At 41.5% G+C, this 17,435-nt stretch carries 10 protein-coding genes, 5 tRNA genes and 1 other RNA gene; 3 read left to right on the top strand and 13 right to left on the bottom strand.

Translation table 11 applies throughout. The features are described from left to right. The first annotated feature begins 281 nt into the window (after positions 1 to 281). On the top strand, positions 282 to 1,493 hold the full coding sequence (locus MTF64_RS19015; protein ID WP_248452339.1) for an alpha/beta hydrolase-fold protein: 1,212 nt from the start codon (positions 282 to 284) through the stop codon (positions 1,491 to 1,493). Between the two features lie 295 nt (positions 1,494 to 1,788). Here MTF64_RS19015 and MTF64_RS19010 read toward each other — a convergent pair whose 3' ends face one another. Genes MTF64_RS19010 through MTF64_RS18995 form a run of 4 tightly spaced genes read right to left on the bottom strand, consistent with a single transcriptional unit; the run spans position 1,789 to position 6,057 of the window. Further along, positions 1,789 to 2,955, bottom strand: coding sequence for an FAD-dependent monooxygenase (locus MTF64_RS19010; protein ID WP_064386401.1), 1,167 nt, complete (start codon positions 2,953 to 2,955; stop codon positions 1,789 to 1,791). Next, positions 2,952 to 4,139, bottom strand: coding sequence for a 2-octaprenyl-6-methoxyphenyl hydroxylase (gene ubiH / locus MTF64_RS19005; protein WP_248452337.1), 1,188 nt, complete (start codon positions 4,137 to 4,139; stop codon positions 2,952 to 2,954). The genes MTF64_RS19010 and ubiH overlap by 4 nt, the downstream gene beginning before the upstream one ends. 15 nt (positions 4,140 to 4,154) lie before the next feature. Beyond that, positions 4,155 to 5,477: a Xaa-Pro aminopeptidase gene (gene pepP, locus MTF64_RS19000; protein WP_248452335.1), complete on the bottom strand. Its 1,323-nt coding sequence runs from the start codon at positions 5,475 to 5,477 to the stop codon at positions 4,155 to 4,157. 25 nt (positions 5,478 to 5,502) lie between these two features. Then, positions 5,503 to 6,057, bottom strand: a complete 555-nt coding sequence (locus MTF64_RS18995) for a UPF0149 family protein (RefSeq protein ID WP_004589599.1) — start codon at positions 6,055 to 6,057, stop codon at positions 5,503 to 5,505. A gap of 193 nt (positions 6,058 to 6,250) precedes the next feature. On the opposite strand from MTF64_RS18995, the gene ssrS reads away from it, so the two are divergent. Beyond that, positions 6,251 to 6,434, top strand: a non-coding RNA gene (ssrS, locus tag MTF64_RS18990) — 6S RNA. Between the two features lie 141 nt (positions 6,435 to 6,575). Here ssrS and MTF64_RS18985 read toward each other — a convergent pair. The 9 genes from MTF64_RS18985 to MTF64_RS18945 all read right to left on the bottom strand — a co-directional run bounded on the left by MTF64_RS18985 (position 6,576) and on the right by MTF64_RS18945 (position 14,299). Further along, positions 6,576 to 9,659, bottom strand: a complete 3,084-nt coding sequence (locus tag MTF64_RS18985; protein ID WP_248452334.1) for an efflux RND transporter permease subunit — start codon at positions 9,657 to 9,659, stop codon at positions 6,576 to 6,578. Continuing rightward, positions 9,656 to 10,972 (bottom strand): efflux RND transporter periplasmic adaptor subunit, encoded by a 1,317-nt coding sequence (locus MTF64_RS18980; RefSeq protein WP_248452333.1) that lies wholly within the window; start codon positions 10,970 to 10,972, stop codon positions 9,656 to 9,658. The genes MTF64_RS18985 and MTF64_RS18980 overlap by 4 nt, the downstream gene beginning before the upstream one ends. Continuing rightward, the gene (locus MTF64_RS18975) at positions 10,962 to 12,377 is read right to left on the bottom strand and encodes a TolC family protein (protein WP_248452332.1); all 1,416 of its coding nucleotides are present in this window, start codon (positions 12,375 to 12,377) and stop codon (positions 10,962 to 10,964) included. The genes MTF64_RS18980 and MTF64_RS18975 overlap by 11 nt, the downstream gene beginning before the upstream one ends. A gap of 222 nt (positions 12,378 to 12,599) precedes the next feature. Beyond that, entirely contained in the window at positions 12,600 to 13,232 is a 633-nt protein-coding gene (locus tag MTF64_RS18970; protein ID WP_198401351.1) for an antibiotic biosynthesis monooxygenase, read from the bottom strand. A gap of 408 nt (positions 13,233 to 13,640) precedes the next feature. After that, positions 13,641 to 13,716: transfer RNA gene (locus MTF64_RS18965), tRNA-Phe, on the bottom strand. A 53-nt stretch (positions 13,717 to 13,769) separates the two neighbouring features. Then, positions 13,770 to 13,845: transfer RNA gene (locus tag MTF64_RS18960), tRNA-Thr, on the bottom strand. 57 nt (positions 13,846 to 13,902) lie between these two features. After that, positions 13,903 to 13,978, bottom strand: a tRNA-Phe gene (locus tag MTF64_RS18955). Positions 13,979 to 14,076: 98 nt separating this feature from the next. Further along, positions 14,077 to 14,152 (bottom strand) — tRNA-Thr (locus MTF64_RS18950). A 71-nt stretch (positions 14,153 to 14,223) separates the two neighbouring features. Continuing rightward, positions 14,224 to 14,299: transfer RNA gene (locus MTF64_RS18945), tRNA-Phe, on the bottom strand. 337 nt (positions 14,300 to 14,636) lie between these two features. Between MTF64_RS18945 and MTF64_RS18940 the strand changes: the two genes are divergently transcribed. Further along, positions 14,637 to 17,411: a hybrid sensor histidine kinase/response regulator gene (locus MTF64_RS18940; protein ID WP_248452330.1), complete on the top strand. Its 2,775-nt coding sequence runs from the start codon at positions 14,637 to 14,639 to the stop codon at positions 17,409 to 17,411. The last annotated feature ends 24 nt before the right edge of the window (positions 17,412 to 17,435 follow it).

Genomic DNA, 17,435 nt, shown 5'->3' with positions numbered 1-17,435 from the left:
CTATCAGCTATCAGCTATCAGCTATCAGCTATCAGCTATCAGCTATCAGCTATCAGCTATCAGCTATCAGCTATCAGGGTGATATTAATATGCATTCGCTTTATAACAACAAGCAGAATTACGATAAATGCGTTGGGTTTGTGTGTAAACGCAAAGTTTGCTTGCGTAAAAAGCGCAGCTTTTAATTACTTACCCCCTCCATTTGCGCCTAAAATATAAACATTTACTCAAACCTAAAGCCGTGCAATTATTAAGCAACACATTATTTAATAAGGATATTTATGAAGCTCTTACTATCATTTGTATTTGTATTTGTATTTGCATTTGCTTGTAGTACCTCTTTTTTAAGCCACGCAAACACTGCTACAACCGACATAACCATTGGTAAAAAAGTCATTTTACAATCAAAAATACTTAACGAAGACAGGCCTATCAGAATTTTCATACCTGACACTGTAAAAGACGATCAGCCGCTTTATGTTATTTATTTACTAGATGGTGTTGAGCACTTTCATACGGCGTCAGGTGTTATAAAATCCTTAGTTGATTACGAACAAATACCTAATGCCATGCTTGTTGGTATTGATACAACTAACCGCGTGCGTGATTACTTACCTAAAGTAGATGGTGAGCCGAAAACTGAGTTTCAAACCTTTGTAAAAAATAAATGGCCTGATGCTGGACAAACCGACAGCTTTTTAAAATTTGTGTCTGACGAGCTCATGCCCTACATAAATAGCAATTACTCAACTAACGGCTACAACACCTTAATTGGTCACTCTAATGCTGGTACATTAGCGCTTTACACTTTAGTTAATCAGCCTGAATTATTTAACAACTACATAGCTATAAGCCCAAATAGTTGGTGGAGTGACGAAGAGTTAAAAAATAATATTGTTAAATACACTAAAAACCCTAAAGGCACTCAAGAGTTATTTATTAGTGTAGCGAGTGAAGGCGCACGTTTTTATACAGGCGCATTAAATACGTTAGTAAATTTAGAACAACAAATGCCCACACAGCTAAAATGGGAATATAAGTATTACCCTACTTTTACTCATATGGGCACTATACTGCCAGCCCTTAGCGATAGCCTAATTCACTTATTTAGTGACCTAATTTTTAAAGTGACTGACGAGCACGGAAAATTTGCCGATGTATCACTTATCACAGGTTACTACCAAGCACTGAGCGATAAGTACGGGTTTGAGCTTAAAATTCCACAAGATGTGTACGTAGAGTTTGCCCACAGGCAGCAAAAGTTTGATAACACTAAAAAAGCGATAACTACACTTAAACACTTTACTCGTGATTACCCTAATGCTGCTTACTCCCACATGCGGTTATCGCAAGGGTACACGGCTGACAAACAGTTTAAAGAAGCTGTTACTAGTATGAAACACGCACTAAAACTTGCTAAACAAAATTCGCGCGACCCACTGTTAATTGATGCACTACAAGATATGGTGAATGAAGCGCAAGCCAATTTGTAACTGATTTAACGCAAAGCGCTTTTTAACTAACGATAGTAATTACGCGCTACGCTCGTCGCGTCAGCAAGCTAAACGCCTACAGGTAAAATTAAGCTCAGTGTTAAACTTTGCATGTAGACGCTGAGCTTGCTCGCGTGAAAAGCGCAGCTTTTAATCTGTTTAAAGCCACTTAAAAACAAAAAACCGATGTTTAAACTAAACATCGGTTTTTCTTTGCTGGAAGTTAACAGCTGATAGCTAAAAACTAACTACTTTACTTTATACGTTGGGTTTCGCTTCGCTCAACCCAACCTACTTATTTACCAATCGCTTCTTTGGCGAACAGGTGTTTTATTGGGCCTAGGTTATCAACAAGTGACAGCCCGACTCCACGTATCAGCTTTTTAACCGGGTTGGCACCTTCAAATAACTCTTTAAGCCCTTGCATCATGGCTATGTGCTTTTGCGCGTCGAGCTTGCGGGTGCGCTCGTAATCGCGAAGCGTGCGGGTACTCGCAAACTCTTTACTATCACTTGTCAGTAGCTCAATTAAATATGCGGCGTCTTTTAGGCCTAGGTTCATACCAAGCCCTGCAAGTGGGTGAATGGTGTGTGCTGCATCGCCCATTAATACCACTTTTCCGCTTACCCATTGCTGGGCGTAGCGCATTTTAAGTGGAAATGCTGCGCGTTTACTTTGCACTTCACACAGCCCACATTGGCCATCTATGGCTGCCATTACAGCTTTATTAAAAGTAGTGTCGTCCATTGCTAGCAATTCATCGCAATGATTAGGGCTGGTAGACCACACAATAGAATGGGTGTTGTCATCGCTAAGGGGTAAAAAAGCCAGTGGTCCAGTTGGTAAAAACACTTGGCGTGCGGTGTTTGCGTGTGGCTCTTTGGTTTTAACCGTAGCAACCAGTGCATGATGGTCGTAATCTTTAAAGCTTAGCGCCATATTAAATTGTTTACGAATAGCCGAATTTGCGCCATCGGCCGCCACCAGCAGCTTAGCAATAATAGGCTCACCGCTTTTAAGGGTTATAAATACGTCGGACTCACTTTGGTGTATTTGTTGATACTCAGTATCAAACATCAACGTGGCACTTGGTTGTTGCTCTAGCTCTTTTATAAGTGCAAAACGAATAATATCGTTTTCAACTATATGGCCTAAGTGATCAAGCTCAAGTTGCTCATTATTAAAGGTTATTTTACCAAAGCTGTCGGCATCGCGTACGTCCATATGCGTATATGCACACGCTCGCTCTGCCATTATGTGTGGCCATACGTTTAATTGCTCAAACAGGTTTTGGCTTGCAATACTCAGCGCACTTACCCGCAAGGCGTATTCATCACTTGGCGGTAATTGCTTTGGCGCGGCGTCTAGCACCACAACACTTACATTGGCTTTAGCGAGTCCTAACGCGAGGGTTAAGCCTACGCAGCCACCACCCACTATACAAACCTGTGCTTGCTTCATAAACGTGTACCTTGTTTAACTTGCCCCATTAGCTGCTTGGCCAAGGGTGCTTTTAATGCGGGAAATAAATCCATTGAGAAAAGCCCAATGCTGCGCCCAAGCGCTAATACCCGTGACGAGTTTGAAAAAAGCCTAACCAATGCATCGGTTAAACTCATTACGGTATTTATATCGCTGCTACGCTTTAGTGAATACTCACGGGTAAACGCATAACTGCCTAACTCGTTTTTACTTGTTGCAATTAAATTACTAAGTACTTGTACATCACGCAGGCCTAAATTAAAGCCCTGCCCTGCAATGGGGTGGATAGCATGAGCAGCGTTACCAATGACTACCGTACGATGCGCTGTTAATGATTCAGCTTGGCCATATACTAGCGGGTAGCTTGTGCGTGTGCCCACTTTTGTAAATTGCCCTGCCCGGTAACCAAATGCACTTTGCAGTGCGTTTAAAAAACCATTTTCGTTTAAGGCTGTATGCTGCTCAACGTGCTGTTGCTTCATGCACCACACTAATGAATAACGGTTATTGCTCATTGGTAAAAGCGCCATAGGGCCGTGCTCGGTAAAGCGCTCATACGCATGGTTGTTATGCCCGCCTGCTACTTCAACATTGGCTATAATAGCGCCTTGCTCATAGGGCTGAGTATTAAAGCCTAAACCCAGTAAGTTACGGGTTGGAGATTGCGCACCATCGGCAATAACCAGTAGTTTAGTATTAAGTTGCTCACCGCTTTGTAAAGTAACCTCATTACTGTTTAGGCTTTGTTTGATAGCGCTAACGCTATCGGGGCAATAAAGTGCAATACTCGCTTGCGTTAAACGCTGATACAGTGCGCGGCCAAACGGGTTTACCTCAACCACGTAGCCTAATGACGGTTTAGCAAACTCGTCGCAACTAATATGCGCTTTACCAAAGTGACCACGATCCGACACGCTTACTTTTTTTATTGCTGCTGTGTATGGCGCACGTGGCTCGAATAAATTTAACTGCTGTAAATACTCAACCGACTGCTGTGCAAGGGCAATACTTCTGTCGTCAAAACTTGGGTGGTAATCGCCCGTTACTTGGTTTGCTTCTACTACCGCAATAGTGAGTGAAGGGTTTGTTTTAGCAATGCTTAGCGCACAACTTGCCCCTGCAAGCCCGCCCCCAATAACAACGACATCAAACTGCTTAGACACTTTATTTCTCCAAGCTTATGCGCTTTTTGCACTTTGCATAAGTGCTTCTATATCGTTTATGGTTTTAGGCACGCTCAGGGTGAGGTTTTCATGCCCTGACTCAGTAATAAGTAAATTATCTTCGATACGAATACCAATGCCTTTATATTGCTGCGGTGCGTTTGAATCTTCACTAATGTAAAGCCCAGGCTCTATGGTTAAAACCATGCCTGGCTCAAATGCGCGCTCAACGTTGTTTTGTTTGTAATCGCCTACATCGTGAACATCAAGGCCTAACCAGTGGCCAAGGCCGTGCATGTAATATTCTTTACAGGCACCTTTTGCCATTAGCTCATCAAAGTCGCCGATTAAAATACCTAAATCAAGTAATCCTTGAGTCATTACTTCCATTGCACGTTTATTGGCATGCGACATAAACCCGCCGGGTTTAACTTCTTCAAAAGCCACTTCTTGTGCTTTAAGTACAATGTTATAAAGCGCGGCTTGAGGTTCGCTAAACTTGCCATTAACCGGAAAAGTACGCGTAATATCAGCAGCGTAACCTTGTAACTCACACCCTGAGTCAATTAATACTAGGTCGCCATCTTTTAGCACATCGCTATTTTGCGTATAGTGCAAAATATTAGCGTTATCGCCACTGCCTACAATGGTGCCGTACGCTGGATGCGGCGCTCCGTTCATTGCATAATGATGATGCAGCTCTGCCTCTAGCTGAAACTCAGTAGCACCAGGGTGCGAATAACGCATTGCACGCATATGCCCACGGGCACTTATTTCGCAGCCTTCACGCATAATGTTTACTTCGCTTGGCGATTTAAACAAGCGCATTTCGTGAATAAGACCACGCACATCTTTTATAGTACTCGGTGCCTGATAGCCTTTTTTAGGCGCGCTGCGAAGTGTGTTTAACAAGGTAAATACTTTGGTATCAAAACTTGGGTAAGCGCCTTGTGCATAAAATAAAATCTGCTGACCGTTAACCAAATCTAATAATTGTTCAGTTAGCTCACTTAATGCGTAAGTTTCGTCGAATAAGTACTCATTTTTAGCTTTTTCGAAGCCAATTCTGCGGCCGTGCCAAATTTCGGCCAGTTTATCTTTATCAAGACAAAATAACGTACTTGGCGTATCGATGTTATTACACAGCACTAAAACGGCATCGGGTTCGTTAAAGCCGGTTAAGTAAAAAAAGTCGCTGTCTTGTCTAAATGCATATTCCGTATCGCGGCTACGAGTTACTTCACTGGCCGCAGGAATAATGGCCACACTGTTTGCATCCATTTTCGCAAGTAAACGCTCACGGCGTGCTTTAAATTCTGACTTTTGTATTTCAACCATGCTTTAACAACCCGTTTTATTTAGATTAATGTAGTGTTTTTTTAGGTGCTTTTTCTTTGCCAAGCTCGGCAAAACAAAGCAATGCCGATACACGTACATATTCAATCACTTCATGCAGGGCTTGGCTGTCTTCTTCGGTTTCGTCAAACATGGTATCTAGGCGTGTAATTTCGCTAAAATCGCTAATAACTTCTTTTACATCTGCCGATAACTTACCGTAATCTTTTTGTTTTAAACCAAATCCAAGCATAAACCCTGCAACCCATGATACGAGACCATTGGCTTGATCGATGAGTGTTTCATCATCGCTTGGTAAAAATAAATCGAACGCAAAAGCTTCATCGTTAAAACTTGCTACCACTTGCTTATAAATGGTGCCAAAAAACTGCTTTAGGTCGTTGCTAAACGCTTGGCCATCATTAAATACATCGCTTAATAAGCCTAAGTATTCTTTGTCATCAATACTTAAACCACACGCTAGTAATCCACTAATTACGCCGTGCGCTTCTGCCGGTGAGACAAAAATTTCGTTTTTTTCTAAAAGCAGCTGGGCTTTTTGGTAATCTGGTAAGTCGCTCATGTTTATATCTTCGCTTTGCTAGTTAAGGCAATGCTACCACTCGATAAAAAGCAACTCCAATTAATTGTATGATCCTGCTCAAAAAGTAGCATGATAAGTAAATAGCGAGTTACCAGCGGGCAAAAACTGCTCGAACGGTTCAATTTTTTACGTTTGGGGTTTAAGGAATGGATTATGTCTTATATACTGAACTTGTTCCCTGGGGTGCCGGAGTTTGGTTAAGTCCCTGAGCCGATAAATTTTATACCAGGATTTCTGTTCGTCTACTATTGTGCAAGCTCGGCATGTACCGAGAAGCCTACGGTAGACCGCAGCTTTCCGCCCTGAAACCTTCTGGTTTCAGGACTGACGCCGGACACCGCACGCTTGGGGAACACTTTTCTTATTTTTCTGTTTTTGCATTTTTTGCTACTCCCCTGTTTTTAAATACCCTTTATTACCTTTATAAATTTTTAGCAAAAAAAAGCTGCAATTGATATTAATCAACCACAGCTTAGTCCTAGAACACATTTCGTTATTTATCTAAACCAGCTTTGAAAACGCTCCATCAGCATATAGTTTACTGGCACTAATATAAGCGTAATAAACGTAGCAAACACAATACCAAAGCCAAGGCTTACTGCCATTGGAATTAAAAACTGTGCTTGTGTCGCCTTTTCAAATAGTAGCGGCATTAAACCAATAAAGGTGGTTAAACTTGTGAGCATTACTGGGCGAAAACGTGCAGCCCCTGCAAGTTTAACCGCATCAATAATTTTGCCGCCTTCACTGCGTTTTTTATTAATAAAGTCGACCAACACAAGTGAATCGTTAACCACCACCCCAATAAGTGCCAACATACCAAGTAAGCTCATAATGGTTAACTCCATCCCCATAACCCAGTGCCCTATTACAGCGCCTATCATGCCAAACGGTATTACGCTCATTACAATAATTGGCTGCATGTACGATTTAAGCGGTATAGCTAATAATGAGTAAATAATAAAAAATACAAATAACAATGCCCAAGCAAGCGAGCCAAACGACTCTCTTTGCTCTTTAGCTTCACCTTCTAGCTTGTAATCAACACCTGGGTATTGCTGCATTAATTCATCTAAATACTCAGTTAGGTCGGCTTGTAGCGCGGTCATGTTAGTATTGCTTTTTTCTATGTCGGCAGTCACGTTAAGTGTGCGGTAGCGGTCTATTCGGTTAATCGTAGATGGGCTTTGCCCTGCAATTAATGTAGCTACATGCGAAAGTGGCACCGAGCCGCCCGTAGGCGTAGTAATAAGTATATTTTGTAAGTCGGCTACAGAGCGGCGCTCTTCAATAGGTAGGCGTACCATAACGCGCACGTCGTCACGCCCGCGTTGAATACGCTGCACCTGCGAGCCAAAAAACGAGTTACGTACTTGGTTTGCTACATCAACTCGGTTTAAGCCCAAAGCAAAGCCTTGCTCGGTAAGCTCTATTTGCAACTCTTCTTTACCATCAGACATGCTATCGGCAATATCAAATACGGTTGGGTAAGTACTTAAGCGCGCTTTAACACTTTCGGCAATTTTTTGTAACGTATCGAGCGATGTACCACTTAGCTGCACATCTATAGGGTCTGAGCTGCGTCCTATTTCGGCCCTAAAGGTTACGCTTTCGGCGCCAGGAATAATCCCTATTAAATCGCGCCACTCACTTACCAGCTCGCGTGAGCCAATGTCTGAGTCGCGGCTCTCTGCAGGGGTTATTTCAAAGCGTACACTGCCTGAGTTAGACACGCCACCACGCCCACCGGTTGAGGCTAAAATATTTAATATAACGCTTTCGCCGGTATCTTCATCACGGTATTTGTCTTGCAATAACTGCGCTTTTTGCGACATATCCATTACATACTTATTGGTAACTTCAAACGGCGTGCCTGTTGGCAAGGTTAATGTTACTCGTACGGTTTCGCTTGGGATACGCGGAAAAAATACAAACTTAGTCCAACCACTGGTTATTAAAGTTAAAATTATAAAAAACACGCCAACAAACAAACTCACCGTCGCTAATTTATAGCGCAATGCTTTAGCTAAAATAGGCTGATAGTATTTTAAAATAGCGCTTTCAAATCCGTCTGCAAAACGCTGCTGAAGTACTTCAAGCTTTGATGATTTTGTTTTTTGATTACGTAGTTTTATGTACTTTAAATGAGCTGGCAGCACAAACTTAGACTCAATTAACGAGAACAGTAATACCGGAATAACCACCACCGGAATTTGTGCAAACAAGGCGCCCCGTGCGCCTTCAATAAACGCTAAAGGTAAAAAGGCCGCTACGGTTGTTAGTACCCCAAAGGTAACGGGTGTTGCTACTTCTTGCGTGCCAAAAATGGCAGCTTGTTCGCCCGACTCTGCGGTTTTTAAATGAGTATAAACGTTCTCCCCCGTTACTATGGCGTCATCCACCACAATACCCAGTACTAAAATAAAGCCAAATAAGCTCATAATATTAAGGGTTACACCAAAAATAGGCATTGCAATAAATGCGCCCATAAACGAAACCGGAATACCAATAAACACCCAAAATGCGATGGCTGGGCGTAAAAATAGGGTTAGTAAAGCCAGTACTAAAATGCCCCCTTGTAGGGCACTGCTGGTTAGCGTAGCAATACGGCTTTTTACAACTTGAGAGTCGTCATCCCAGTAACTTAATTCAAAACCTTGTGGTAAGGAGCTTTGCTTAGACTCTATGTAGTTTTTTACATCATCTGCGACATCTATCGCACTTTGCGGCCCTATGCGGTATACATCTATAAAGGCGGCCTGTTTACCGTTAAAACGTGTACGTACTGGGGTCTCTTCAAAGTCATCATTAATGTTTGCTATATCACCTAAGCGTATTACTGTACCGTCGCTTTGATTTTTAACTACAATGTTTGCAAATTCATCTTTTCGGTAAGCTTGCCCTTTTGAGCTTATAAGTACATCGCCCCCTTCTGTTTTTAAATTACCAGCCGAAATATCAGAGCTCGACTTAGCCACAGCGGTAGATATTTGCGCAAGGGTTAAGTTGTATTGGCGTAGTGTATCTTGGCTTACTTCTATGGCGAGCTCGTAATCGCGTACACCACTTAGCTCAACCTGCGTAACATTAGGAAGGCGTAAAATATCGTCGCGTACTTGCTCGGCGTATTCTAAGGTTTCTTTTTCACCGTAATCGCTCGCTACGGTAACAGCTATTACTTCGCGTTTTCGCTCGGCAAGCGCCACAATGGGCTTTTCAGCATCGGCCGGAAAAGTGTTTATAGCATCTACACGGCTTTTTATATCGGCTAATAACTCGCGCGGGTCGTAGCCACTTTCTACTTCTATGGTTACCGACGCAGAGCCCTCAGATGAGCGGCTAGATATTTGCTCTATACCTTCTAAATCTTGAACGGCTTCTTCTATTCGAATGGTAACCCCTTGCTCTACATCCTCTGGGGTTGAGCCGCGCAAAGTAACGCTTACACTTATACGATCTGTTTCAAACGATGGAAACACCTCAAGCGGTATTTGACTCGATAAACTAAATAAACCCGATAGCAGTAACGTAATAAGCAATAAATTGGCTGCTACATGGTTTTTTGTAAACCAAGCAATCATGGCTTATCTCCTTGTGCAGCACGGCGTTTTTGTATTAGCTCTTCAACACTAATTCCCATTTCTTGCGCTTTTTTTTCTAGCTGCTCACGCGATGGACGCTTACCTTTACCTGCGCCATTTGGGCCTTTTGCTCGCATATTTTGCGTATCGGTTTCGCCTAAAATGCTTACTGCTGTGCCTGAACTTACTTGCCCAAGCGGTGTAATTACTAACTTATCGCCTGCATTAAGGCCTGTTTTTACCATAGCTTGTGTAGCATTTTGCCATGCAAGTGTAATGTTTTTACGCTTTAACAGCCCCTCTTCAACCACATACACGTAGCTGCCTTGGTAAATAGTACTATTAGGGATTATTAACGCATCAGGCACTGTTTTACCGCTAATTTGCGCAGTAATGTATTGCCCAATTTTAATTGGGTATTGGTTATTAGCCGTGGCTTTGTAAGGGTCATTTATCTGCGCAACAATATACAATTGCTGTGCGCCTTCATCGATAGCGCCCTCAGTGCGTATTATTTGCCCTTGCCATGTTTGCTCGCCCACTAAGTCAGATTTAAACTTAACGAGTGAGCCGGCTTGGTTTTTACTGCCATCTCTGTATTGCTCTGGCAAACTAATATACGAGAGGTCTTTATTTTTAATTGGTAAGCGCACTTCAACGCTGTCTATGGCATAAATAGTTGCAAGTTCTGTGTTTTCGCTTACCACTTGGCCAAGGTCTACATTACGACTAAGCACACGCCCAGCGTAAGGCGCAGTAATTTGGGTGCGCTCTAAATCAAGCTGTGCTTTTTCAAGTGCGGCTTGTGCTGAAAGTACTTGTGCTTGTGCAGCTGCTAGTTGGGGCTCGCGAAGTACTAAGCTGCTCGCTTGAGATGAGCCACCTAAACGCTTCCAATCAGTAATTGCTTGTTGGCCGCGGGCTTTTTCTTCTAATAAGCTTTGCTCTGCAGTAAGTAATGCTGCTTGCGCCGATTTGACCTCAGCTTGATGATCTCTATCGTCTAGCTGTAGCAGTACATCGCCTTTTTCAAAAAATCCGCCCTCTCTAAAATCATCACTTACTTTATTAATTTGCCCAGATGCTTGAGCAACTAACAAACTTTGAGTACGCGGCTTTACCGTGCCATAGCTATCAATAAAAATTAAGTAATCTTGTGGCTCAATCTTTTTTACCGATACGCTCACCGTGGCTTTAGGAGGTGAGCCAAAACGTTTTGCTTCAGGTGGATTACCCTTAATAAACATAACAATTAAAATGGTGGCCACCACCACTACGGCTGGGATTAAAAGTTTTGCTGATTTAGTTTTCATCGTTATTGCTCTTAGATTCGCTTGTTGGGGCGTTAAAATCGCCGCCAAGGGCAACGTATAGGTTTATTCGGTTAGCAATTAGCTGGTTTTTTGTTTCAATGAGTGAGCTTTGCGCATCAAAAGAGCGCGACTGGGCATCAAGCACTGTAGTGTAAGTTACTAAGCCGCTTTGGTACTGCTCAAACGAGAGTTGCTCTGCTGCAAGGGCGTTTTCTTGCGCCTCTAGCGTGCTTTTATAACTGGCTTGCAAGGATTGCTGCTGAGTAATTGCGTTTTCAACATCGCTGAATGCATCGTACAAGGTATCTAAATATGCTTGTTCTTGTTTTTGTGCATTTAAGCGTGCTATTTCTTCATTTGCTTTTAGCTGGCCACCATTGAATATTGGCGCAGAAATACTGCCTAATAAAGACCACGCTAAGCTTGACGGCGAGAATAAATCGCTCACTCTATCGGTGCTATCACTCACGCTTGCTGATAAGTTTAAACTAGGGAAGCGCTGTTTATGTGCATAGGCTAGGCCTGCATCGCTTGCTAATAACTGGTACCAGCTTGCGCGCAATTGAGGCTTGCGTGTAATTAGCTCAGAGGGAATACCGGTATTAATTGGCGAAATAAAAACTGGCAGTTCAACCTCTGCTGATATATCGCCTTTGGGGTAGCCGCCTAATAAGCGCTCTAAAGAACGCGACGAGCTTACAAGCGTGGCTTGTTGATTAGCAATACGCGTACGCTCGTTATTAAGCTCATTACGGGCTAAATATACATCGAGTGCTTCATTAATACCTTGGCGGTAGCCCGATTCAATAATATCTAAGTTTTGCTGTGCGTTTTCTTCTCGGCGTTTATATAAATCGAGTAACTGCTGGGCGGTTACTAAATCAAACCAGCCAGTGACAACATCGGCCACCAATTGCTGCTTAGCTTGCTCAAAACTAGCTTGTTGCGCTAAGTAGTTTAGGTTGGCTTGGCGTTTAGCATCAGATAACTTACCCCACACATCTACTTCATAGCTTAGCTCTAGCGTGACAGAGCTGGCATTATCATAACTTACAGGTCTATTGTCTTTACTGCGCCTAGTTTGCGCAGATAAATCAAGATCGGGCCAAAGCGCAGAGCCTGAAATTATTAATTGCTGCTTTTGTATTTGTACATCATAGGCACTTTGCAGCAAAGCCTGGTTATTATTAAGTGCCTTATTAACAAGATTTTCAATGTAAGGGTTTTCTAAGGTTTGCAGCCATTGCTGATCTACTGCAAGTGCATTTTGTGCTAAACCATGTTGCCATGTCGCTGCAATGTCGCTGGGTGCTTGCTCGCGCTGCTGAGGGTTTAGCGTACCCGCACAGCCGCTCAACAATACCAAGCTAAGAGCCAATAAAGTTGGCTTAGTTTGCCAAATCATAGTTAACCTAAATTACTGCCATTTATGAATGTAATTCAAGCACTTTGGCAAATTTTGCTCAACTTACTTTACATAACATTACATACGTTGCGATGAATTAACATAATAGTCAGTTATTATAAAAAGCGGCAGGGAATTTGGAGGGTATTTATACAAAAAAGCAAATAGCGTGTAATACACTATTTGCTAAATGGGATAAGTAATATTGTTAAACACAAGCCTTTAAATTTCTTTAACGAAGCTCATATATTGCTGCATATCGCCAACAACTGCTTGCGCTAATAATTCGCTTGTTTTTACTGCGTACGGCTGTTTAAAGTGAATATCCCACAACGCAGATTCACTGCGCCAATGTTCATAAACAACTAATGTATCGTCGTTATTTTCAATACTATATAAATCAAACACTAAGTTACCAGGCTCCTGGCTGCGCGTTTGCGTTACATGAGTTTCGAAACGCTCAATGACTTTATTTTTAAAACTTGGCTTAATCTTAAAAATAAAAAACACAATACATATATCATCTTCAGGGTTAACAACTTTTGTATTACGCTCATGCAGCGGAGCTGGCACTGTATTTTCTAATAACATGACCTGTGGCGCCGATTGGCTGATTTCAGGCAACGCATTTAATAACGTTTGTGTGTAATCTTGTGCGCCATGGTAATCAACTGCATTTTGATCTTCAAAACGCTCATAAGCAAAAAAGACGCCTGGCTCGTTTTTATCCTGATATAAACGCATCTCTATAAGACCTGTTTCGGCTTTAGCGCCTTGCTTGTCTTCTTCTAGTAGCGCTTTAAATTGTGCGATGTGCTCGTCTTTAATTTCAAACTTAACAATTTGCGTGATCATAATTAGCTCCAGCTTTAAATTACTTATACCAATACGCTTAATCAAGTGATCTATTTTGAGGCTTGAAAAACGTGCTGATAGCTAGGCAAAGAATTCGCTATTTAGTTGTTCTAAATAAGAATTTTTAACGCCGGTAGCGACACGTTTAGCCTCGAAAAATGATTAAGTATTATTACGGATTGGCATTATTAAGGCTAAAGGTACCCTGCACTTTATTACTTAAATCAATCATATTGAGTGAGTAAATGGAGTGAGTAATAACAGCACCTAACCTTTTGATGAGGTAATTATGCGCATGCAAACAAGGGAGAAAAAGAGAGGATATACCCAATTAATATGGACTGTTTTGTCCATAATAAATTTAAAGCAAAAAAAGCCCTGCATGTGTATGCAGGGCTTTAATATAAATGGTGCCTCGACCCGGAATCGAACCAGGGACACGAGGATTTTCAATCCTCTGCTCTACCAACTGAGCTATCGAGGCACTTAAGTAGTGCCAGCTAAAGGCTATATATTCAAACCTTTAACTAAAATAAATGGTGCCGACTAACCGAGTCGAACGGTTGACCTACTGATTACAAGTCAGTTGCTCTACCAGCTGAGCTAAGTCGGCACACTAAACTGTGTGCTAAGGCACGTTCAATTTTAAAGATTGAGAACTTAAAGTAAATGGTGCCTCGACCCGGAATCGAACCAGGGACACGAGGATTTTCAATCCTCTGCTCTACCAACTGAGCTATCGAGGCACAAAAACTGTGCAATTAAATGGTGCCGACTAACCGAGTCGACGGGTAACTTGAACAGACTACTGATTACAATGTTCTTTTCAAATTACTAAAATAAATGGTGCCGACTAACCGAGTCGAACGGTTGACCTACTGATTACAAGTCAGTTGCTCTACCAGCTGAGCTAAGTCGGCACACTAAACTGTGTGCTAAGGCACGCGTAATAACGTTTAAACTATTGATTAAACACCACTACTTTAATAAATGGTGCCTCGACCCGGAATCGAACCAGGGACACGAGGATTTTCAATCCTCTGCTCTACCAACTGAGCTATCGAGGCACTTTAACAGTGCTAATTAAAAACCATAAAGGATTTTTAATGCAATTCCCACTCAGCGCTATTGACTGAGCCATCTGGGCGTGCGGCGTATTAAACGAGTTTTGCCCTTACAAGTCAACTTTTTTTTTACTCTTTACAACTGTTTGAACGGTTTTTACACAACAAAGCGTATTTTTATATACTAATGTTTATTTATCCAACAAAAACTTACGAAAAACCTTAATTTAACCAATTAAACCAGACTAAAAACGTAGTGTATTATTTAATGTAAATGATACGATCACATTGATAATGCGTTAAGGCTTATCGTACAGACAAATACCAATGGGAACAATCAATGCAGAGTAAACTCTCTTCGCCGGTAAAAGGCTTACTGCCGTTTTTTTTAATTATTAATATTGCAGTAACAGCGCTTGCTATTGTTGCCTTTGCGTTTTATTCGCAAAACACACAACCTGCACCAGCAGCCAAACAAAAAGTAAGTATTACGCAGCTAGCACAACAACTTGATTTACCAATGGTAGATGCACTTACTATGTATGGGCAAGGCAAGGTTCGCCAGCTACTTGAACTTACCTCAGTATTAGATGATGAGTTTGAATATACGCTCTATCGCTTTAATGCCACCTCAGAAACCCAACTTGTATATAGCAGCACTAAACCCGCTATCGAGTCCAAAAAAGTAGATGAGCATTTAACTGAGCAAGGTATATTGCACCATATATTGCTTTTGAACGACCAGCCTATTGGTGAGCTAATAATAAAACAGCAGTTACCAGCACCGCCTTTAACGCAGCAAGACTCGCAAGTAATAGCCTATATTATTGCAATTGTAAGCGTGTTTGCCTTATTTGCATTAGCCCTACTATTTAATACCTATATAAATACTCGCTTGCGTAAAAGTAGTCATTTATTAAATGAAGAACTTCAAGCGATTACCGAAAATGGCAATTACGACAGTAAAGTAAGTGAAAAACTAGACTTAGGCTTATCTGGCGTGGCTAAAAACATTAACTTGCTGCTAGATAAAGTTAACTCAGTAATGTCTGAAAAAGAGGCTGCGCAAAAAGAGCTTCAAAAATTACAAACAGGCCTTGAGAGCGAAGTACAACAAAGAACAATTGCATTAGAGCAAGCGACATTAAAAGCACAACGCGCTAGCGAAACTAAAACGACCTTTTTAGCCACTATGAGCCATGAAATTCGCACCCCTATGAACGGCGTTATTGGCACTATAGATTTATTAAGACAAACAGAGCTTGATGGCGCGCAGCATCGTTTAAGTACTATTATCCGTGAGTCAGCGTTTTCACTATTAAGTATTTTGGATGATATTTTAGACTTCTCTAAAATTGAAGCGGGTAAGCTAAATATTGACCCTACGCCTTTTTCAGTTACTGATACGATTGAAGAGGTTGCTCGCGTGCTTTCATCTGTTGCTAAAAAGCGCAAATTAGATTTAGAGCTTTCTATTGCGCCAGATATTCCAACTAATTTAACGGGCGATACAATACGGGTTCGCCAAGTACTGTATAACCTTTGTAGTAATGCAATTAAGTTCACCAGTACTGATGATAAACGCCAAGGGCACGTAAAAATATCGGTAGAAGTGGCCCATAATACGGCGGATCATTTTACGCTGCGTTTTTGCGTAACCGATAACGGCAAGGGCATGACCCAAGCGCAACTGCGAGAAATATTTAACCCGTTTGTGCAAGCCGAAAACTCAATTACCCGTGAATACGGCGGCACTGGTTTAGGGCTTTCTATTTGTAAAAGTTTAACAGAGCTTATGCTCGGTACTATTAATGTAACTAGCCATGCAGGCATTGGTAGCGAATTTACCGTTGAGCTTCCATTTGGTACCTCAGGAAAAATTAAGTACGCACATAAAAATGCGCTCAATGGCAAACATGTAGTGGTAGTGAGCAATCATTTAGAGCGCGAAAAAGCAATGTACCGCTATTTATCATTTATGGGCGCTAAAATTACCTACGTGCACAACCAGCAAGAAATAGAAGCTCAACAAGAGCAGCACGACATTATATGGGTTGTCGATGGTATAGACGATATGGAAAAAGTTAACTCTTTACTGCGTCGTCTTATTTACTCACTTGAAGATAATAATCAACAAGTAGTGGTATTAAGTAAGCTTGATGAAGCCGCTATAAACCATAAAAATGTATTTTATATTAATGCCTCACCGCTGTGTAAATCTAACTTTATGATGTCGATATTGGTAGCTGCAGGCTTGCATCAACCTAAACAAATTAAAAAAACAAAAACACTCAACAATTATTTAAATGTTGAACAAGCACGCGATGCCAATAAACTCATTTTATTAGTAGAAGATAACTTACTAAACCAGCAAGTTTTAACCGACCAACTGCATATACTAGGCTATGGCGTTGAAGTAGCAAATAACGGTGAAGAAGGTTTAGATATGTGGCGTCAAAACAATTACTCGCTCATATTAACCGACTTACATATGCCAAAAATGTCAGGTTACGATATGGTTGAAAAAATTCGCGATGAAGCCGAGCTGTTAGACTCTATAGACGCTCAGCCTTATATTATTGCGGTTACTGCCAATGCGCTCAAAGGTGAAAAAGAGCGTTGCCTGGCGGTAGGTATTAATGACTTTATTACTAAGCCTATAGAGCTTAATGCCTTAGAAGATACCTTAAAGCGTTGGTATGATAAGCATAATAAAGACCAAACTGTTGTCATTCATCAAAAGCCTGCCATGCCTATTAATATGGACGCAGTATCTACTTATGTAAACGGCGACGAAGCCAAACAATTACGCTTTTTCAAAATGTTTTTAGAGCAAAGCCAAAGCCTAATTAAAAGCATTAATTCCGGCGTTATGGTTAATGACAGAGACGAGATAAGCAGTGCTTGTCATCAGCTCAAGGCTATCTCTAAAACTATTGGTGCTGAGGCCGTTGCGCAATGTGCAGAAGAGTTTGAAGAGAAATGTCGAAATGCAGAGCTTGATACTGATGAGCTAATAGCGCAAAGAGATACCCTTGAAATTGAATACTCTAAAGCTGCGCAGTTTTTAAAAGAACAAGTGCGCTCAGCGAATACTGATGAAGAAACGCTATAAAATATAGCTATAAAAAAAGGGCTA

This window comes from Pseudoalteromonas sp. 2CM41L, assembly GCF_023161905.1.
Classification (GTDB): Bacteria; Pseudomonadota; Gammaproteobacteria; order Enterobacterales; family Alteromonadaceae; genus Pseudoalteromonas; species Pseudoalteromonas atlantica.
This window is presented reverse-complemented; position numbering and strand designations above follow the sequence as displayed.